The organism is Streptomyces sp. NPDC047072 (genome assembly GCF_040643855.1).
Lineage (GTDB): Bacteria > Actinomycetota > Actinomycetes > Streptomycetales > Streptomycetaceae > Streptomyces.
In genome coordinates this window covers 1-20222 of the sequence record NZ_JBEYVC010000191.1, presented here as the reverse complement: position 1 = coordinate 20222, position 20222 = coordinate 1, and the positions used below count along the sequence as shown (strand labels likewise).

Genomic DNA, 20222 nt, shown 5'->3' with positions numbered 1-20222 from the left:
TCAAGGAACGGACGCTTCCTTCGTACTCACCCTCTCGGGCTTTCCTCCGGGCAGTTTCCCTTCGGTCTTGCGTTTCCGACTCTATCAGATCCTTTTCCGATCCGATTTCCTCGGTGCTTTCCAGGTTCCCGCTTTTGTTTCGCGGTTTCCTTTCCGGCGGTCCCAACATTATCAGAAGTTTCGGGCCGGACTGACCGGCCGTTGGTTTCCGATTCATCGGGAGGGTGCTTCTTCGAAATCGAGACTTCAAGAAGCTGACAGACACTCACTGTCGCCGAGCGGGATCGACCCGGCTCCAGGCAACTGTTCGAATCTACCTCCCCACACCAGCCGTGTCAACGACTCCCGTGGGGCGAAGAAGAGACTAGCAGTCCAGTACGGTCACCCGCACATCAGGCAGCGGTCGGGACGGTGGCGCTGCGTTCGGCCGCCTCCACGTCACCCGTGTCGCCGGCACGCGCCGCACGTCCGCCCAGGACGAAGACGTACGCGAGGAAGGCCAGCTCGGCCACGACGCCGATGGAGATGCGGGCCCAGGTGGGCAGGCCCGAGGGGGTGACGAAGCCTTCGATGGCGCCGGACACGAAGAGGACGAGGGCGAGGCCGATCGCCATGCCGACGGCGGCTCGGCCCTCCTCGGCGAGGGCGGTGCGCCGGGAGCGTGGGCCGGGGTCGATGACCGACCAGCCGAGGCGCAGGCCCGCGCCGGCGGCGACGAACACCGCGGTGAGTTCGAGCAGTCCGTGCGGGAGGATCAAGCCCAGGAAGGTGTCGAGGCGGCCTGCCGAGGACATCAGGCCGAAGCCGACGCCGAGGTTGAGCATGTTCTGGAAGAGGATCCAGAGGACCGGGAGCCCCAGGAAGACCCCCAGGACGAGGCACATCGCGGCGGCCTGGGCGTTGTTCGTCCAGACCTGGGCGGCGAAGGAGGCCGCGGGATGGCTGGAGTAGTACGTCTCGTACTGGCCACCGGGACGGGTGAGCTCGCGCAGCTCGCTGGGGGCCGCGATGGACGACTGCACGTCGGGGTGGGTGCCGATCCACCAGCCCAGGAGTGCGCCCACGGCGGTGGATATGAGCGCCGTGGGCACCCACCAGCGGCGTGACCGGTAGACCGCGGCCGGGAAGCCGTACGCGAGGAAGCGGGTGACGTCGCGCCAGGAGGCGCGGCGGGTGCCTGTGACCGCGCTACGCGCGCGTGCCACGAGTTGGCTGAGCCGGCCGGTCAGCTGGGGATCGGGCGCGCTGGACTGGATCAGGGACAGGTGGGTGGCGGTCCGTTGGTACAGGGCGACGAGTTCGTCGGTCTCGGCGCCGTTGAGGCGGCGCTGGCGCCGGAGCAGGGCGTCGAGGCGGTCCCACTCGGCTCGGTGGGCGGTGACGAAGACGTCGAGGTCCATCGGTCTGCCTGCTCCTCGGCGGTCCGTAGTGAGTGTCAGCTTGTCGTACTGCGGCGCGATGTGCCCTCAGCTTGGCAGACTGGCGGTCGGCGAGGCAGGTCAGGGGAAGGACGGCGGGCGTGAGTGAGCTGGTGACGGGCGAGGCGGTGGCTCTTGAGCTGCGCCCTGCGAGGCTGCCCAGCAGGGCTTTGGCCGTGCTGATCGACCTGATCGTGGCCATGGCGGTGTACATCGCGGTGACCATCGCGTTGGTGGCCGCTTCGGCGTCCCTCGATGACGCGGCTCAGGTGGCCATCTCGATCGCGGCGTTCCTTCTTGTGCTGGTGGGTGGGCCGATCGCCGTCGAGACGCTCAGCCATGGGCGCTCGCTCGGAAAGCTGGCGTGCGGGCTGCGGGTGGTGAGGGACGACGGCGGGCCGATCCGGTTCCGGCATGCGCTGGTGCGGGGTGCGCTGGGCATGGTCGAGATCGTGATGACGTTCGGGGTGATCGCCTGTATCGCCTCGCTCGTCTCGGCGCGTGGGCGTCGGCTCGGTGACGTGTTCGCCGGGACCCTGGTCGTACGGGAGCGGATTCCCGTCGCGCGGACCGGGTTCATGCCTCCGCCGCCGCCCTGGCTCGCCGGGCGGTTCTCGGGGCTCGATCTGTCGGCGGTTCCCGACGGGCTGTGGCTCGCCATCCGTCAGTACCTGACCCGTATGCATCAGCTGGACCAGCAGGTCGGCTGGGCCATGGCCGAGCGGCTCGCCGCCGATCTCGCGGCTCGTACGGGGGCTCCGGCTCCGCGGGACGTGCCGCCGGCCGCGTATCTGGCGGCGGTGGTGCAGGAACGGCAGGCGCGCGAGGTCCGGCGGTCGTTCGGCGGCGCTACGGCGGAGTCCGCGCCCGCTGCCGCGGGGGTCCCGGGGTTCGGAGCTGCGCCGGGCGCAGGAGGGGCGCCCACGGTCGGCGGACCCGGCGGTTTCGGGTACCCGGCGAGCCCGCCTGCTCCTCTCCCGCAACCGCCTCTCCCCTACGGCGCCGAGGCCGCCCCGGTCGTGGGAGGCACCGGTGCGCCGGTCGAGCGTGCACGGCCCGAGGACGCCGGCGAGAGCGCCCGCCCCACCGTGCCCCCGGAGAGCCGCCCCTCTTCCGGCTTCGTACCGCCGGCCTGACCCCGCCTCGGCGGCCGGACCGGCTGCCGTGGGTCCGCGTCCCCCGCCGAACCGCGATTCAGGCGAACGTCGACGGCGGGGATTCGAGGTCCTCGAGCTCGATGCCCGGTGCCGCGAGGACCACGTCCCCGGCGATGTGCACGGTGTGCTGCTCCCCCGTGTCCAGGGCTGTGACCTGGTATTCCTCCACGGTCAGAGGGCCGTTGTCAGTGGCGTGTGCTTCTCTGTTCACCAAGGTCCAGGACTGGTCCACGGTGCGCGGGGCGAGGACGGGATCCGTGAGGGCGACGAGGCGTACGCGGGTTGCGGAGGCGGAGGGGGTGAGGCGCAGGAGACGGGTGGTGGCGACGAGGAACGCGGGGGACGTGCCGGTGAAGGCGTGGGCGGGGACATTGCCTTCCGTGGCGTGGGTCCCGGTGGGGTCCGTGCGGACCCAGGTGACACCGTCGAGCGCGGCACCGCGCACCTGCCAGCTCGCGGCGTGCAGTTCGAGGCGGATGGGGCGGCCGAGTTCGTCGAGCGTGAGGTCGACCGAGCCGCTGTGATCGCCCGCGGGGGTGGTTAGTTGGGAGACGTAGCGCCAGCCGGACGGGCCGGGGGCGCACTGGAAGTGTTCTTCGGCGAGGGGGGTGTGATCGTGCGGATCGTGGAGCGAATAACGGCCGCGGGGCATCGGGGTCCTGGGTCTTGACGGGCTGATCGGGCCGCGGTGGGCGGACGGGCTGTTCCGTCCGCGAGGGCGGCCGCATGGACCAAAGGGGCAGGCCCCCGGCACGGGGGTGCGGGGGCCTGCCTCGGAGGAACTACTGCCGAGCCATGAACGACAGCTGTGCCGGACGGCTCAGTAGCGGTAGTGGTCCGGCTTGTACGGGCCGTCGACCTCGACGCCGATGTACGCCGCCTGCTCGGGGCGCAGCTGGGTCAGCTTCACGCCGAGCGCGTCGAGGTGAAGGCGGGCGACCTTCTCGTCGAGGTGCTTGGGCAGCGTGTAGACGCCGATCGGGTACTCGGACTGCTTGGTGAACAGCTCGATCTGGGCCAGCGTCTGGTCCGCGAACGAGTTGGACATCACGAAGGACGGGTGGCCGGTCGCGTTGCCCAGGTTCAGCAGGCGGCCCTCGGAGAGGACGATCAGGACCTTGCCGTCGGGGAACTTCCAGGTGTGGACCTGCGGCTTGACCTCGTCCTTGACGATGCCGGGGATCTTGGCGAGGCCGGCCATGTCGATCTCGTTGTCGAAGTGGCCGATGTTGCCGACGATCGCCTGGTGCTTCATCTTGGCCATGTCCGAGGCCATGATGATGTCCTTGTTGCCGGTCGTGGTGATGAAGATGTCGGCCTTGTCGATGACCTCGTCGAGGGTCGTGACCTGGTAGCCGTCCATCGCCGCCTGCAGGGCGCAGATCGGGTCGATCTCGGTGACGATCACGCGGGCGCCCTGGCCGCGCAGGGACTCCGCGCAGCCCTTGCCCACGTCGCCGTAGCCGCAGACGACCGCGGTCTTGCCGCCGATGAGGACGTCGGTGGCGCGGTTGATGCCGTCGATCAGGGAGTGGCGGCAGCCGTACTTGTTGTCGAACTTCGACTTCGTCACGGCGTCGTTCACGTTGATCGCCGGGAAGAGCAGCTGGCCGTCGCGCTGCATCTCGTACAGGCGGTGGACGCCGGTCGTGGTCTCCTCGGTCACACCGCGGATCTCCGAGGCGAGCTGGGTCCACTTCTGGGAGCCGTCGGTGATGGTGCGGTTGAGGAGTTCGAGGATGACGCGGTGCTCGTCGTTCTCGGCGGTGTCGACGGAGGGGACCTTGCCGGCCTTCTCGTACTCGACGCCCTTGTGGACGAGGAGGGTGGCGTCACCACCGTCGTCGAGGATCATGTTCGGGCCGCCGGTGGGGGTGTTCGGCCAGGTCAGCGCCTGCTCCGTGCACCACCAGTACTCCTCCAGGGTCTCGCCCTTCCAGGCGAAGACCGGGATGCCCTGGGGATTGTCCACCGTGCCGTTCGGGCCGACCGCGACGGCGGCGGCGGCGTGGTCCTGGGTGGAGAAGATGTTGCAGGACACCCAGCGGACCTCGGCGCCCAGGGCGACCAGGGTCTCGATCAGGACCGCGGTCTGCACGGTCATGTGCAGCGAGCCCATGATCCGGGCGCCGGCCAGCGGCTGGGTGGCGGCGAACTCCTTGCGGATCGCCATCAGGCCGGGCATCTCGTGCTCGGCGAGGGTGATCTCCTTGCGGCCGAACTCGGCCAGGGAGAGATCGGCGACCTTGAAGTCCTGTCGGTTGTCGACAGTCGTCATTGAGAGCTGCTCCTCGGGATTGGGTCGAGGGTGGTTACGGCTGGTCTGCGCGGCGGCGGACACAGGGGTGCCCGAAGAGGACACAGGCATGCCCGGTGCGCGCAGCGCAGTCCGTCGGAGGCCCTCTCTCCCTCGGTCGGTCCGCGTCGGGACCGCCCGACCGCCATCAGCAGCGACGTCTGGCTCCGTCCCAAGCTACACCGGTCGGCCGGGCCGCCCCAGTCCGTCTCCGAATACATCAAGCCGATCACAGCGTGATGTCGGGAACACCGCCGGGGTGCGGTCGGTTTCCCGGGCCCGGCAGGCGGGCGGCAACGGTCCAGGTCATCGAGGGGCTTTTGTCCTTGGGCGGCCTGGGCAGGTGGTGGAGGATGCACAGCGATCGGAACCTCTGATCGATCTTGCGGGGCGTCCGGGACGGCGTTCCCGTGTGACAAAGGCGTTAGGAGATCGACGTGACCAGTCCGGCCGGACCTCCCCCCACGGGCGGCGGCAGCGACGAGCGGCGGTTGAAGCTGCTCGCCGTGACCGCGTGCCCGACCGGTATCGCCCACACGTACATGGCCGCGGAGAAGCTCGCGCAGGCCGCCGAGAGCCGCGGCATCGACATGAAGGTGGAGACGCAGGGTTCCATCGGGGCCGAGAACGTCCTCGACGACAACGATGTCAGCGCCGCGGACGGGATCATCGTCGCCGCGGACAAGGACGTGGACCTGAGCCGGTTCGTGGGCAAGCGGGTGCTGAAGGTCGGGGTGGCCGAGGGCATCCACCACCCCGAGCGGCTGATCGAGCAGGTCGGGTCGGCGCCGGTGCACGAGCCCGGTGCGGCCTCCCCCACGGCCGTCGGCGGCAAGGAGCGGAGCGTCACGTACAAGGCGCTGATGAACGGGGTCAGTTACATGATCCCGTTCGTGGTGGTCGGCGGGCTGCTGATCGCGATCTCGCTCTCGCTCGGCGGGCACACCGACCCGTCCGGGGGTCTGGTCATCCCGAAGGACTCCTTCTGGATGGACGTCAACAACATCGGCGTCATCGGCTTCACGCTGATGGTGCCGATCCTGTCCGGATACATCGCCTACGCCATCGGAGACCGCCCCGCCCTGGTCCCCGGGATGATCGGTGGCTGGATCGCGAACACCGGGTCGTTGTACGACTCGAAGGCGGGGGCCGGGTTCATCGGGGCGATCGTGACCGGGTTCCTCGCCGGGTATCTGGTGCTGTGGATCAAGAAGGTCAAGGTCCCGAAGTTCGCGCAACCGATCATGCCGATCATCGTGATCCCGATCGTGGCGACCACGGCGCTCGGGCTGTTCTTCATCTACGTCATCGGGAAGCCGATCTCCTGGGTGTTCGAGCACCTCACCAGCTGGCTCAACGGGATGACCGGGACGAGCGCGATCCTGCTGGGGGCGATTCTGGGGCTCATGATCGCGTTCGACATGGGCGGGCCGGTCAACAAGACGGCGTTCCTGTTCGGCGCGGGGCTGATCGCGACCGGCAACCAGGCGGTCATGGGGATGTGCGCGGCCGCGATCCCGGTCATGCCGCTGGGGCAGGGGCTGGCGACGCTGATACGGAAGCGGCTGTACACCGAGCAGGAGCGGGAGACCGGGCTCGCCGCGCTCTTCATGGGCTGCTTCGGCATCTCCGAGGGCGCGATCCCGTTCGCGGCGGCGCGGCCGGCGCAGGTCATTCCGGCCAACATGCTCGGCGGCGCGGTGGCCGGTGCGGTCGCGGGCGTCGCCGGGGTCGAGGACGCGGTGCCGCACGGCGGGCCGATCGTGGCGGTGCTGGGCGCGGTGAGCGGGGTGCCGATGTTCTTCGTGGCGGTGGTGATCGGCACGGTGGCCACGGCGCTGACGACGGTCACGCTAGTCGACATCACCGAGCGGAGGCGCGGGGGCGCACCGGCGGCCGACGTCGAGGCGGGCGGCCCCGAGCCGGTACTCGTCGGAGTGGGCGCCGGTGGGGCAGGGGCCCGCGCGGGGCAGCAGGTCGGGGCGGCGAGCGCTTCCACGACGACCGCTACGGCAAGCACGCAAGCTGTCGGCACCGGTCCGCACACGGACACCGCCAAGAGCAGCGGGCCTGGCGCCAGCACGGAACCGGACGTCGTGGTCGACACCCACACTCACCCCGCTGCCCACGCCGACGCCGTGTCGAACGGCGCGGTCCTCTCCGGCTATCTCACCGCGCGGACCGTCAAGGTCGATCTGGCCTCCCGTGACAAGGAGGCCGCCATCCGGGAGATGGCCGAACTCCTCGCCCGGACCGGCAAGGTGACGGACGTGGACGAACTGGTGGCGACCGCGTTGCGGCGGGAGGCGCAGGGGACCACCGGGCTCGGGGAGGAGATCGCGATTCCGCATGCCAAGACGGATGCGGTGACCGCGCCCGTGGTCGGGTTCGCGCGGTCCGCGGAGGGCGTCGACTGGGGCTCGATGGACGGCACGAAGGCCAAGCTGGTCTTCATGATCTCCGTGCCGGAGGCCGCCGCGGGCGACGAACACCTGCGGATCCTGGCGCTGTTGTCGCGGAAGCTGATGGACCCCGGTTTCCGGGACCGGCTCACCGCCGCGCCGGACGAGAGCACGGTCCTCGCGGTGCTGGGCGAGATCGAGTAGCCCCTCCGGCACACGGCCACACAGCACCGCCGAGGCACACCCCACACAGCATCGCCACAGCACACGTCCACCCAGCACCGCCGCGGCACACGCCCACCCGGCACCGCCGTAACACCCCCCACCCGGCACCGCCACGGCACACACCGACGGGGCCCGCCGAAAGCACTCGGTGGGCCCCGTCGTCGTACAGCCGCAGGCCCTCAGTGCCCCGGAGCGGGCTGCTGGGCCGGGCCGCCGGGCGTCGCCTCGCGGTCCGCGCCCTTGGCGGCCTCCCGCTCGCTGTAGATGTCCGGTTCGAGGTAGATGACGCGGGCGATCGGGACGGCCTCGCGGATGCGCGCCTCGGCGGCGTTGATGGCGGAGGCCACCTCGCCCGCCGTGTCGTCGTGCTGGACGGCGATCTTGGCGGCGACGAGCAGCTCCTCGGGGCCGAGGTGGAGCGTGCGCATGTGGATGATGCCGGTGACGGTGGCGCCGTCGACGATCGCCTTCTCGATCTTCCTGGTCTCCTCGGCGCCCGCGGCCTCGCCGAGCAGCAGCGACTTGGTCTCCGCGGCCAGGACGAGCGCGATCAGGATGAGCAGGATGCCGATGCAGAGGGTGCCGATGCCGTCCCAGACGCCGTCGCCGGTGAGCAGCGCCAGGCCGACGCCGCCGAGGGCGAGGATCAGGCCGACGAGGGCGCCGAAGTCCTCCAGGAGGACGACCGGGAGTTCGGGTGCCTTGGCGCGGCGGACGAACTCCTTCCAGGAGAGGTCGCCGCGCAGCGGGTTGGACTCCTTGATGGCGGTCCGGAAGGAGAAGCCCTCGGCGATGATGGCGAAGACGAGGACGCCCACCGGCCAGTACCAGTGCTCGATCTCGTGCGGGTGCTTGATCTTCTCGTAGCCCTCGTAGACGGCGAACATGCCGCCGACCGAGAAGAGGACGATGGAGACGAGGAAGGCGTAGATGTAGCGCTCGCGGCCGTATCCGAAGGGGTGCTGCGGGGTGGCCTCGCGCTGGGCCTTCTTGCCGCCGAGGAGCAGCAGGGCCTGGTTGCCGGAGTCCGCGAGCGAGTGCACGCCCTCGGCGAGCATCGAGGACGAGCCGCTGAACGCGAACGCCACGAACTTCGATGCCGCGATCGCGAGGTTGGCGCCGAGTGCCGCCACGATCGCCTTGGTTCCGCCTGACGCGCTCATCTGCTCGCGTTGTCCCTTCGCTTCAAGTGCCTCTACGCCGTCCAGGCCTTTGCCCGTCCTTTGCCGGTGGGCCATTCTTGCAGCCTCACCCGGCGCGGGCGTCTCAGCCGTCCACAGGCCCGGTCATACGATCACCAAGACCCGGTCACACGACGACCGTGGCCCGGAAGACCGTGCCCGTGCCGGACACCTCGGCCTTCTCCCCCGCCGGGACGAAGACCGACTGACCGGGGCCCAGGTCGTGTTCCCCGGTCCGCACGGAACCTGCCGTGCAGAGCAGGATCTGCGGGGTGGCCCGGGTGAGGTCGTGGACGGCGGCGCCCTCGGGAAGGACGTACCGGGACAGCCGGAACTCGTCGATGGGGGTCTCGTAGACCTCCTCGCCGTCGGGGGACGCCTCGGGGCGCAGCACGCCCGGGTCGGCGGCCTCGAAGCGGACGATGCGCAGGAGTTCGGGGACGTCGACGTGCTTGGGGGTCAGGCCGCAGCGCAGGACGTTGTCGGAGTTGGCCATGATCTCGACGCCGAGGCCGTTCAGGTAGGCGTGCGGGATGCCGGCGCCGAGGAACAGGGCCTCGCCGGGCTGGAGCCGGACGTGGTTCAGGAGCATCGCGGCGATGACGCCGGGGTCGCCCGGGTAGTGGTGGGCGATGTCGGCGTAGGGCGCGTGGTCGCCGCCGAGGCGGGCACAGGCGGCCGCGGCCTCGGTGACCGTACGGGCCATCTCCTCGCGGTCGGCGGTCAGTACGGCCGTCAGGACCTCGCGCAGCGCCGCCTCCTCGGGGCGGGCGTGCAGGAGGTCGACGTACGGCTTGAGGGAGTCGACGCCGAGCGCGTCCAGCAGCTCGGCCGCGCGCGCGGGCTCACGGAAGCCGCAGAGGCCGTCGAACTCGGTGAGCGCGCAGATCAGTTCGGGCTTGTGGTTGGCGTCCTTGTAGTTGCGGTGGCCCGCGTCCACGGGGATGCCCCGGCGCTCCTCGTCCTCGTAACCCTCCTTCGCCTGGGCCAGATTCGGGTGCACCTGGAGGGAGAGCGGGGCGCCCGCGGCGAGGATCTTCAGCAGGAAGGGCAGCCGGGGGCCGAACTTGGCGACGGCCGCCTCGCCCAGCTCGCGCGCGGGGTCCGCGTCGATGACCTCGACGAGCGTGCCCCGGCCGGTGCGCGAGGGGGCGCCGGGGTGGGCGCCCATCCACATCTCCGCCTGCGGTTCACCGGTCGGTTCGACACCGAGGAGTTCGGGGATGGCGGTGGGGGAACCCCAGGCGTAGGGGCGGATGGTGTTGTCGAGGCGGTCCATCGGGTTCTTTCTGTCGTACGGCGATCAAGACGCCCTGTCCGGGGTGGTCAGGGCGTCCCGGGCAAGGTCAGGCCCCCGAGGCGAGCGCCAGGTAGACGGCGGCGAAATCGGTGACGGCGATCAGTTCCGCGAGGGTCTCGATCTCGCCGCCGGCCTCCGGTTCCAGCTCGCTGATCGGCGTGTCGTGGCTCAGGGCCAGGTCACGGGCGGCGGGGGCGGCGCTCAGACCGCCGATCGGGCGGTCCCGAAGAAGCACTACGCGCGCGTGCAGCGCGGGCGGCTCCTCCACGCGGTCGCGGAAGAAGTCGTCGGGGTCGGCGCTGGCGGCGAGCGGTCCGGCCAGCAGGGTGCTGTGCGCGGCGAGCGCCTCGGGCAGTTCGGAGACCAGCGCGGGTCGCCCCGCCAGCTCGGCCAGGGCGGCGGCGAAGCGACGGCCCGCGGGGCCCGCCGAGGTGCCCTCGGTCCAGATCACCGGGAGCGCGTCGGCGAGTTCGGCGGCCAGGGTCTTGGCGGGGTTGCTGTAGGTCGCGATGGCGGGGCCGCAGCGCTCGGCGATGTGGTCGAGGCGGTCGGCGATCTTCTCCAGCGCGTCCGGCGGGGCGGCGAGCAAGCCGGTCCGGTCCAGGAGCGCGAGGAGCGGGGTGAGCAGCGCCCACAGCACACCGGGGGCGGAGGCCACGGGCGCGTCCTGCTCGTACGGGGCGGTCGCCATGGGCACGAAGAGGCCGTGGGCGCCCTCCACCGCGGCGCTGAGCGGGGTGTCGGCCGGGGCGACGGCGGCGACCGTGCAGCCGCGTCGGTAGGCCTGGTCGGCGAGGAGGGACAGGCCCGGTTCGGTGCCGTCGGGGGTGGCGATCAGGAGCAGGTCGACGGAGCCCGCCCAGCCCGGCAGCTCCCAGCGCAGGGCGCCGGCGGCGGGCGCGACACCGGCAGGGGTGAGCCGGGTGACCGGGCTGCCGGCGCCGGCGAGCGTGCCGAGGAGGTCTGCGACGGAGGTGGCGGCGGCGCCGGGGCCCGCGATGAGGACGGCGCGGGGGCGGCCCTCGGGCTTCAGGTCGTTCACCCCGGCCTCGGCGGCGTGCCGGGCCGCGGTGCGGACGCGGGCGCCGGCTTCGGCCGCGCCGCGCAGCAGACCGCGGCGGTCGGCCTCCGAGAGGGCCTCGGGGGTGTCGAGCAGCGATTCGTCGAGCATGGGGCGGCAGCCTCCGATCGCCGGGTCTCCGGGACGCCGGGTTGTCGCTACGCCGGGTCGTCGGGTGCGCGGGCTCCGGGACGCCGGGGGTCGCTGTGTCGTGGTCGCTCTTACGGCAGGGGGGCCGCCGTGGCCTTGTCTCCTACGGCGGCGGGGGCGCCGTTTCCGGTACGGCGGCCCAGGGGCGGGCGCCGGGCCGGGTACGGCGGCCGGTGCGGTTACGCGGGGCGGCGGGCCTCGTCGACGAGCAGGACGGGGATGCCGTCGCGGACCGGGTAGGCGAGGCCGCAGTCCTGGCCGGTGCAGATCAGCTCGGTGTCCTGCTCCTTGAGGGGCGCGTGGCAGGCCGGGCAGGCGAGGATCTCCAGGAGGCCGGCTTCGAGCGGCATGGGGGTTCCCTTCGGGGGCGGTACGGCTGTCTGTGCGGATGTGCCTGGTCAGGTTACCGCCGGTGGGGGCCGGGTGCCGGGGCTGGGGAAAGCCCCGGGCCCCTGGGACACCGGCCTCGATGTCAGCCTCTGATGATCCCCAGCACTTCGTCCCGCACCTTGGTCATCGTCGCCTCGTCCCTCGCTTCCGCGTTCAGGCGCAGCAGCGGCTCCGTGTTGGAGGGGCGGACGTTGAACCACCAGTCGGGGGCGGTGACGGTGAGGCCGTCGAGGTCGTCGAACCGTACGTCCTGCCGGCTCTCGTAGGCCGCCCTGATGGCCGCGACGCGGCCCGCCTGGTCGGCGACCGTGGAGTTGATCTCGCCGGAGGCGGTGTAGCGGTCGTACTGGGCGACGAGGGCCGACAGGGGGCCGTCCTGGCCGCCGAGGGCCGCGAGGACGTGGAGGGCGGCCAGCATGCCCGTGTCGGCGTTCCAGAAGTCCTTGAAGTAGTAGTGCGCGGAGTGCTCGCCGCCGAAGATCGCGCCGGCCTTCGCCATCTCGGCCTTGATGAAGGAGTGGCCCACGCGCGTGCGTACCGGTGTACCGCCGTTCTCCCGCACCACCTCGGGGACCGACCAGGAGGTGATCAGGTTGTGGATGATCGTGCCCTTGCCGCCGTTCCTGGCGAGCTCGCGGGAGGCCACCAGGGCGGTGATCGCGGACGGCTGCACCGGGTCGCCGTGCTCGTCGACGACGAAGCAGCGGTCGGCGTCGCCGTCGAAGGCGATGCCGAGGTCGGCGCCCTCCTCGCGGACCCGCTTCTGGAGGTCGACGATGTTGGCCGGGTCGAGGGGGTTGGCCTCGTGGTTCGGGAAGGTGCCGTCCAGCTCGAAGTACATCGGGACGACGTCCAGGGGCAGGCCCGCGAAGACGGTCGGGACGGTGTGCCCGCCCATGCCGTTGCCCGCGTCGACGACGACCTTCAGGGGGCGGATCGCGGTCAGGTCGACGAGGGAGAGGAGGTGGGCCGCGTAGTCCTTCAGCGTGTCCCGCGCGGTGATCGTGCCCGGTACGGCGGCCGCTTCCGGGGCGCCCGTCTCGCTCCACCGCTCGGCCAGGGCGCGGATCTCGGCGAGGCCGGTGTCCTGACCGACCGGGGCGGCACCCGCGCGGCACATCTTGATGCCGTTGTACTGGGCGGGGTTGTGCGAGGCCGTGAACATCGCGCCCGGCAGGTCCAGGGCACCGGAGGCGTAGTAGAGCTGGTCCGTGGAGCACAGGCCGATCTCGGTGACGTCGACCCCGCGGGCGGCGGCACCGCGCGCGAAGGCCCGCGACAGGCCCGGGGAGGAGGGCCGCATGTCGTGGCCCACCACGATCGCGCTCGCCTCGGTCACCTGCACGAAGGCGGCGCCGAAGAGCTCGGCCAGCGTCTCGTCCCACTGGTCCGGGACGACTCCGCGCACGTCGTACGCCTTCACGAGCTGGGACAGATCAACGGCCACGGCCAACCTTCCTGAAAGTTATGTCGGTCGGCACAAACTACCCGTAGCCACTGACAGCGGGCTGTGCGGGCCCTGTGCGGACGCCCGGCCGGGAACCGCGGGCGAAGTGCCTCAGACCGTCCGGAGCCCGGGCGCAGGCCTCAGGGCAGCATCCACCCCAGCACCGGCGAGCTCTGTCCGACCACGATCAGGCACATCACCAGCAGCAGCCCGATGCTCCAGGGCAGCACCTTGCGCAGCAGGTCCCCCTCGCGGCCCGCGAGTCCGACGGCCGCGCAGGCGATGGTGAGGTTCTGCGGGGAGATCATCTTGCCGAGGACCCCGCCCGAGCTGTTGGCGGCGGCGAGCAGCTCCGGAGAGAGCCCCGACTCCCGGGCGGCGGTCACCTGCAACGCCCCGAACAGCGCGTTGGCCGAGGTGTCCGAGCCGGAGACGGCCACCCCGAACCAGCCGAGGACCGGCGAGAGAAAGGCGAGCCCGGCGCCCGCGGCGGCGACGAAGTGGCCTATGGTCGCCGCCTGTCCGGAGAGGTTCATGACGTACGCGAGCGCGAGGACGGACGTCACGGTCAGGATCGCGAACCTCAACTCGTGGACGGTCGCGCCCCATTCGCGAACGGCCACACGCGCGTGCACGCCGAGGACGATCGCCGCGAGGACGCCCGCGAGCAGCACCAGGGTGCCGCCGGTGGAGACGACCGGCCAGGTGAAGACGTTGCCGCCGACCGGATCGCCGTCCGGGTTCACGACGTTCAGGAACGGCCAGTCGTACGTCTGGGTCGCCTTCGCCAGCCAGTCCTTCACGGCCGGGATCTGCGCGATCGAGAAGATCGCCACGATCAGCGCGTACGGGGCGTAGGCGCGCAGGACTTCACCGCGCGGGTCGTCCTCGTCGAGGTCGAGGTCCTCGCTGCGCGTGCCGGTCAGCACGGCGGCGCGGACGGACTCGTCGGCCGGCACGCGCGCGTGCGGTACGGCGACCAGGGCGCCCGCTCCGGCCAAGGCGGCGCCGATGTCGGCGAGTTGGGCGGAGACGTAGTTGGAGGCGGCGAACTGGGCGACGGCGAAGGCGATTCCGCAGACCAGCGCGGGCACCCAGGTCTCGCGCAGCCCGCGTCGGCCGTCGACCAGGAAGACCAGCACCAGGGGCACCACGAGGGCCAGCAAGGGGGTTTGACGACCCACCACGGAGGCCACGTCGTCGAGCGGCAGCCCGGTGACCTGAGCGAGTGTCACCACCGGCGTGCCCATCGCGCCGAAGGCTACCGGGGCGGTGTTGGCGACGAGGGCGACGACCGCCGCGCGCACCGGGTCGAAGCCGAGGGCGACGAGCATGACCGAGCAGATCGCGACCGGTGCGCCGAAGCCCGCGAGGGCCTCCAGGAGCGCGCCGAAGCAGAAGGCGACGACGAGGGCCTGGATGCGCGGGTCGTCGGAGAGCCGTCCGAAGGAGCGGCGCAGGATGTCGAAGTGCCGGGTGCGGACGGTCATCCGGTACACCCACAGGGCGTTGACGACGATCCACAGGATGGGGAAGAGGCCGAAGACGGCCCCCTGGGCGGCGCTGGAGACCGTCTGGCCCAGTGGCATGCCGTAGGCGAGCCAGGCGACCAGAGCGGCCGCCAGAAGGCCGGTGAGGCCCGCCAGGTGGGCCTTCATGCGGACGCCGCCGAGCAGGACGAGGACGATCACCAGCGGCAGGGCCGCGACGAGGGCCGAGAGCCCCAGTGAGTCGGCGACGGGTTCGAGTTCCTGGACGTACACGGGCGCCTCCCCGATTCCGTCATGCGGAAAGCGATTTCTCACTTCGGCTTACGGAATGGTCGTGTCCGCGCCAACCCCGCGTCAATGGGCGTGCGTCACTGAGCGAAACGCGCACCGAACGCGCACAACAGAGAGGTCAGTTGTCGGGAGAACGCAGCACCCGCAGATGGCCGCGGCGCGCGACCTCCATCGGGTCGGCCCTGCGGGCACCGCCACCGGCCCCGGCGGCGCGCTCCTGCGGACGGGCCGCCTCGCGCACGGCGTTGGCAAGCGCTTCCAGGTCGTCCCCACTGGGCCGGGCAGGGGCCGAGCCGTCGAGGAGCCGCACGACCTCCCACCCGCGCGGGGCGGTGAGGCGCTCGGAGTGCTCGGCGCACAGGTCGTAGCAGTGGGGTTCGGCGTAGGTGGCGAGCGGGCCGAGGACCGCGGTCGAGTCGGCGTAGACGTACGTCAGCGTCGCGACGGCGGGGCGGCCGCAAGCGGTGCGCGAACAGCGACGTACAGGGCTCACGACGTTGGACGGTACCGCACTCTTGAGCGGGCCGCGACGACTCTTCCCCAGGTCACCCCACCGTGTCATGCTGTGAAACGCCCCACACACCTCACCCGACACACCGCGATGACCTGCGCGGACACTCGTTTTCGAGGAGTCGAACACCGTGGCAACCGGTCATTACTTGGTGCGAACCACGTCAATTGACTTGATATCGGCGGTCGGGGAGAGATACACAATCGAGCCCAACCTTGGCTGGAATGGTCATCTGCCGACATGCCGTACGAGGTGGCCGTACGTCGTTTCGGACACCGTCCGGGGCGCAGCGTGGGGTCGGGCATCGGATCGCGGCGAGGATTACGCTTCACCGGTGATGGACAACCCCGTACCGCCCCGCGCCACCGGCCCCGGGCCCCGCCGCCGTGATCGGCACGGCCGTGGCATGCGCGGCCCGATCGCCCCGCCCCAGGTGCCGCTCGCCGCGAGCCGTGCCGAGGCGTTCGCGGACCTGGTGCAGGACTCCGTGGAGCGCCTGGAGCGGCGCTGGCCGCAGCTCGCCGACATCGACTTCCTGGTGCTTGAGGTGCCCCGGCTGGACGGACCGGGGCAGGTGTGGAACGACGAGGCGGTACCGCTCGGCGGGACGGTTCCCTCGCGGGAGGGACGGCCGGCACGGGTCGTCGTCTACCGGCGGCCTGTCGAGATCCGCACCAAGGGGCGCGACGAACGGGCGGCGCTGGTGCACGAGGTCGTCGTCGAGCAGGTCGCCGAGCTGCTCGGGCTCACCCCGGAGACCGTGGATCCCCGCTACGGCGACGGCGAGGACTGAGCGGGGCTCCCCCCACCTCTGCGGTGCCGATCACTTCTGCAGCACCGACAGGTCCTGGTCCGCCTCCGGTACCGCGACCGTGCCGCGGTCGTCGGGGAGGGTCTGGATCGTGAAGCCCTGCACGCCGTCCTCCGTCGCCGCCAGGGTGCGGGCGCCGTAGACCGGGCCGCCCGAGACCTGCTCGACCGTCAGGGCGTAGGTGCCCTTGAGGCCGGACGGGGTCGGGAACGCGACGTTCTCGGTGGTGCCCGCCTTGATCGTGAAGGTCTTGGAGGCCGGCTCGCCGCCCCCGCTGCCCGCCGACGCGGTGACCTTGACGGTGGCGGAGCGGGTGAGGGCGGTCAGGGAGAGCGTGCTGCCCTTGGCGCTGTTGTCGGCGACCGTGGCGCGCTTGCCGATGGGCCGCACCGCGGGGATGAACGCCGACTCCTGGCCGTTGTCCTTGCCGCGGACGACCCGCAGGGCGGCGACCACCGGCGTGGACCCGTCGGTCGGGGTCAGGACCAGCGAACCGGCCTCCCCGCGCGTGAGACCGCCGAGGTCGACGGCGGTCGTCATACCGCCTTTGACATGCAGCGTCTCGTTGCCGGCCGGGGTGATCAGGCCGGTCGGGGTGGAGAGTTGGACCTTCAGGTCGGCGTCGGCGTCGCCGGGCGCGAAGGCGACCAGGCGCACCGCGGAGGCGTCCTTGGGGATGCCGGGGAGCACCAGGCTGCCGGACGGGTCGGTGGAGGCGGCCAGCCAGTCGCCGCCGAGCTTGTCGTCCAGGGCCTGCACGGCCGCGCCCACGCGCCCGCTGCGGACGTTCACATGGACGGTGAGGTTCTCCTCGCGCTGGTCGGTGAGCGTGGAGAGCAGGATCGGGTCGCTGGAGTGCGGCTTGACGGTGATGCCCTCGCCCAGCGAGGAGTCCAGGGCGCCGTCCTTGCCGTAGAGCTCGATGTCGACGACGGCGGCGGAGTCGTCCGGATTGATCAGGTGTACGTAGTCGGTGCGGTCGGCGGCCGTGCTGGCGCCCGGGAACCAGAACTCCGTGTCGGGGGCGGTGCAGTTGACGCCCTGCAGGCCGCGGCCCGCGCCCGCGGCGACCTCGGTGGTCTCCTGCACGGTCCAGCCGGGCGCGAACTTCCCCTCGGCGGTGCCGACGAGGGCGGGCGAGTCGCCGCCGGAGGCGTCACCGGTGGCCGGCTTGCCGGGCTCCTTCGGCTCGAGGACCGCCTTGGCCTTCTTCTTGCTGGTCTTGCCGTCCGCCGACTCCGCGTCCGCGGGCTGGAGTTCGGCCTTGCCGTCGCTGCCGGTGCCCTCGGTGACGGGCGTGAAGGAGGTGTACGCGGTGTCCGCGATGTCGGAGGTGCTCGGCACCGGGCACAGCAGGCTGGTGCGCTCCACGGGCAGTTCGGCGGCCGCCTCGGCGGTGCCCGCGCCGGAGGCGTCCGGCGGGTTGAGCGTGGCGAAGCCGGTGACGGCGGCGAGCGCGGCGGTGCCCACGAGGAGGGACAGGGTGGTGCGGTTCACTGCTGACTCCCGTCGGGGCGCTCGCTGCCGGAGCCGTGGGGGTACGTCTGGTCGTAACCCTGCTGGTACTGCTCGCCGTACCCCTGCTCGTACGCCTCCTGGCCCTGGCCGCCGTAGGCGTACGGGTCGTACTGGCCGCCCTGGTAGGGGTCGGCCTGGTAGGGCTGCTGGTCGTAGCCGCCCGCCTGGTACTGCTGGGCGGCGCCCTGGTACTGGTCGCCGGCGTAGGTGCCGTACTCGGCGTCGGCGTAGCTCGGGGCGTCCCACTCGCCGTAGGACTGCTGCTGCGGTACGGCGGCGGCCGGCTGCTCCGCTGGCGCGGGGCCCGGGGCGTCGAACTCGCCGGTGTCCTCGGCCCCCTCGGACTCGGCCTGGGCGCGCAGGCGGCGGGCGCGGCGGCCCTCGCCCGCCACGGCCTGGGCCGGGATGCCGGGCTCCTCGGGGAGGTCGTCGTCGACGTCGCGGCGGCGGCCGGGCAGGGCCATCACGACGAGGACGACGGCGAGGAAGCCCTGGGCCCACGTCCACAGGGTGTGGGTGAAGGGGTCGTCGTAGGTGACGTCCAGCTTCCCGCCGGAGGCCGGCAGTTGGAAGCCCTGGGCCCAGCCGTCGACGGTGGTGGCGGTGAGCGGCTTGCCGTCGAGGGTGGCCGTCCAGCCCTCGGCGACGGTGTCGGCCAGGCGCAGGATCCGGCCGTCGGCGCCGGAGGGGACGGTGGTGTGGATGTCGACGGGTCCGGCGGCCACGGGTGTCGGGGTGCCCGAGCCGTTCGCGGCGACGATCATCGCGCGGGCGACCTCCTGGTCGACCCGCCACAGGCCGCTGCCGTCCTGCTGGCTGAGCCGGGACAGGCCCGGCGTGGCGTCCAGCACACGCGTGACCTCGCGCGGGGCGCCCTTGTGGACGAGGACGTAGCGCACGGCGAAGCCGCCGAGTTCGTCGGCCTGGTCGGCGCCGGAGCCGGCGACGAGGTTGGCGACGACCTTGTCGAGCGTGCTGTTCTCGCCGTCCTCGCCGGCGAGTTCGGCGTCGCCCAGGCGGGCGCCGGAGCCGCGCACCAGCATGTAGGAGACGCGGGCGGCGGAGTCGCTGTCGAGGACGAGGGTGCGGGCCTGGTCGCGGGTGCCGCTCTCCTCGGCGACGAACGCGGGCACCTGGACGGGGTCGCGGCGCTCCAGCGGTCCGTCGGCGCCGCCGATCATCCAGCCCGCGGCGACCAGCAGCGGGCCCGCGGCGGAGGCGAAGGCGATGAGTGCGGCGACCGGCTGGCGCCAGCCGAAGCTCTGCTCGGCCACGCGCGCGCGTGCCCCGTCCGCGCCGAGGACGGCGGCGGCCAGCAGGGCCAGGCTGTAGACGAGGGTCGCCGGGCCCGCCCAGGTCGACTGGTTGGACAGGACCGCGAAGACGAGGCCCAGGAGGGCGACCGCCCAGGCCGCCCAGATGCCGAACTGCCGCTCGGAGCGCAGCAGGGCGGCGAGCGCGGCCAGCACGATGCCGATGAGCATCAGGCCGTCGACCGTGCCGGGGCCGCCGGGGCTCGCGCCGAGCAGGTCGAGGGCGGTCGCGGACGAGGGGCCGTAGTCGAGGCCCGCCTGCCGGAAGAAGCCGAACGGGAGCAGGGTCAGCGACCAGGGCGCGAGGACCAGCAGGGGGGAGCCGAGCTGGGCCAGGAAGCGCAGGCCGTAGGCGGTGATGTCGGTGCGGCGCAGCGCCAGCACGCCGAGGCCGAGGACCAGCGCGATCGGCCAGATGATCGGCGTGAACGCGGTGGTGATCGTCAGGAGCAGAGCGTACGCCCAGGTGGCGCGCCAACCGCCGCGGGTGTCCTCGGGGTTCATGAGGCCGCTGGCGACGATGCCCGTACGGGCGATGAGCGGCAGCAGGACGGCGAGGACCGCGGTGCCGATGCGGCCGCCCGCGAGGGCGCCGGTGGCGGCGGGCAGGAAGGCGTAGACGACGGCCGCCCACGCACGCAGCAGACGCGACTCGACGAGCGGGCGGGAGGCGAAGTAGGCGGTGAAGCCGGCCAGCGGCACGGAGCAGACCAGCAGGAGCGTCATCGCGAGGCCGGTCGAGCCGAACAGGAGCGAGGAGACCGCGGCGATGATCGCCAGGTAGGGCGGTGCGGACGGGGTGCCGCCCGCGCCCACCGCGTGCCAGGAGTCGAGGTAGCGCGTCCACAGCTCGCTCGCGTCGGCCGGGGCGGGCAGCAGCGCCCCGCCCGCGAGCGCGCCGCCGCCGAGCAGGCCCCGGCAGGCGACCAGGGAGACGAGCAGCAGCACCAGGAAGAGCATCGGGCCGGGGTTGCGGGCGACGCGCTTGAGGCGGGCGAACTGCTCGATCTCCAGGAAGTCGGCGTCGTCGCCGCCGGGTCCGGACTCGATGCCGCCGCCGTGCCGGCCGGCCGCGGTGGCCTCGGTGTCGGAGGCGCCGAAGAGATTGCCCGCGACCTGTTCCACGGTGGCCCGCACGGTCGCGCCGGGCGGCGGGAACAGCGCCCTGAGCTCGGTCTTGTCGACGACCGACGCCCCGCGTTTGCGGCGCCCGGCGATGATCCGCTCGGGCCGCAGCAGGGTGCCGAGCAGACCGCGGATCT

Annotated in this window: 15 protein-coding genes; 3 read left to right on the top strand and 12 right to left on the bottom strand. The window is 71.9% G+C overall.

What is annotated here, in order from left to right; genetic code table 11:
* Window positions 1-392: 392 nt before the first annotated feature.
* Window positions 393-1400, bottom strand: coding sequence for a stage II sporulation protein M (locus ABZ896_RS44840; RefSeq protein ID WP_360942395.1), 1008 nt, complete (start codon window positions 1398-1400; stop codon window positions 393-395).
* 119 nt (window positions 1401-1519) lie between these two features.
* Between ABZ896_RS44840 and ABZ896_RS44835 the strand changes: the two genes are divergently transcribed.
* Entirely contained in the window at window positions 1520-2554 is a 1035-nt protein-coding gene (locus ABZ896_RS44835; RefSeq protein ID WP_360942392.1) for an RDD family protein, read from the top strand.
* Window positions 2555-2612: 58 nt separating this feature from the next.
* Here ABZ896_RS44835 and ABZ896_RS44830 read toward each other — a convergent pair whose 3' ends face one another.
* On the bottom strand, window positions 2613-3227 hold the full coding sequence (locus ABZ896_RS44830) for a hypothetical protein (protein WP_360942389.1): 615 nt from the start codon (window positions 3225-3227) through the stop codon (window positions 2613-2615).
* A 168-nt stretch (window positions 3228-3395) separates the two neighbouring features.
* Window positions 3396-4853: an adenosylhomocysteinase gene (gene ahcY, locus ABZ896_RS44825; RefSeq protein WP_360942386.1), complete on the bottom strand. Its 1458-nt coding sequence runs from the start codon at window positions 4851-4853 to the stop codon at window positions 3396-3398.
* Window positions 4854-5308: 455 nt separating this feature from the next.
* On the opposite strand from ahcY, the gene ABZ896_RS44820 reads away from it, so the two are divergent.
* Window positions 5309-7477, top strand: a complete 2169-nt coding sequence (locus ABZ896_RS44820) for a fructose-specific PTS transporter subunit EIIC (protein WP_360942383.1) — start codon at window positions 5309-5311, stop codon at window positions 7475-7477.
* A gap of 200 nt (window positions 7478-7677) precedes the next feature.
* Here ABZ896_RS44820 and ABZ896_RS44815 read toward each other — a convergent pair whose 3' ends face one another.
* The 7 genes from ABZ896_RS44815 to ABZ896_RS44785 all read right to left on the bottom strand — a co-directional run bounded on the left by ABZ896_RS44815 (window position 7678) and on the right by ABZ896_RS44785 (window position 15369).
* Window positions 7678-8661, bottom strand: coding sequence for a cation diffusion facilitator family transporter (locus ABZ896_RS44815; protein WP_360942381.1), 984 nt, complete (start codon window positions 8659-8661; stop codon window positions 7678-7680).
* Window positions 8662-8806: 145 nt separating this feature from the next.
* Window positions 8807-9958 carry a mannose-6-phosphate isomerase, class I gene (gene manA / locus ABZ896_RS44810; protein ID WP_360942378.1) on the bottom strand — a complete coding sequence of 384 codons (1152 nt, stop codon included), beginning with the start codon at window positions 9956-9958 and terminating at the stop codon, window positions 8807-8809.
* Window positions 9959-10025: 67 nt separating this feature from the next.
* Entirely contained in the window at window positions 10026-11150 is a 1125-nt protein-coding gene (locus ABZ896_RS44805; RefSeq protein WP_360942375.1) for an SIS domain-containing protein, read from the bottom strand.
* Window positions 11151-11368: 218 nt separating this feature from the next.
* Complete coding sequence (locus ABZ896_RS44800) at window positions 11369-11539, bottom strand: Trm112 family protein (RefSeq protein ID WP_007382472.1); 171 nt, start codon at window positions 11537-11539, stop codon at window positions 11369-11371.
* 122 nt (window positions 11540-11661) lie between these two features.
* The gene (locus ABZ896_RS44795) at window positions 11662-13026 is read right to left on the bottom strand and encodes a phosphomannomutase/phosphoglucomutase (protein WP_360942370.1); all 1365 of its coding nucleotides are present in this window, start codon (window positions 13024-13026) and stop codon (window positions 11662-11664) included.
* 140 nt (window positions 13027-13166) lie between these two features.
* A complete protein-coding gene (locus ABZ896_RS44790) occupies window positions 13167-14789 on the bottom strand; it encodes an L-lactate permease (protein WP_360942367.1) in 1623 nt (540 codons plus the stop codon).
* Window positions 14790-14925: 136 nt separating this feature from the next.
* A complete protein-coding gene (locus ABZ896_RS44785; RefSeq protein ID WP_360942364.1) occupies window positions 14926-15369 on the bottom strand; it encodes a DUF3499 domain-containing protein in 444 nt (147 codons plus the stop codon).
* A 286-nt stretch (window positions 15370-15655) separates the two neighbouring features.
* Here ABZ896_RS44785 and ABZ896_RS44780 point away from each other — a divergent pair, with 286 nt between their 5' ends.
* A complete protein-coding gene (locus ABZ896_RS44780; RefSeq protein ID WP_360942398.1) occupies window positions 15656-16111 on the top strand; it encodes a metallopeptidase family protein in 456 nt (151 codons plus the stop codon).
* A 30-nt stretch (window positions 16112-16141) separates the two neighbouring features.
* On the opposite strand, the gene ABZ896_RS44775 is transcribed toward ABZ896_RS44780, so the two are convergent.
* Together ABZ896_RS44775 and ABZ896_RS44770 are read right to left on the bottom strand one after the other, a co-directional pair.
* Complete coding sequence (locus tag ABZ896_RS44775; protein ID WP_360942361.1) at window positions 16142-17626, bottom strand: DUF5719 family protein; 1485 nt, start codon at window positions 17624-17626, stop codon at window positions 16142-16144.
* The coding region (locus ABZ896_RS44770; RefSeq protein WP_360942358.1) for a family 2 glycosyl transferase at window positions 17623-20222 on the bottom strand (2600 nt) is incomplete at its 5' end. The genes ABZ896_RS44775 and ABZ896_RS44770, both read right to left, overlap by 4 nt.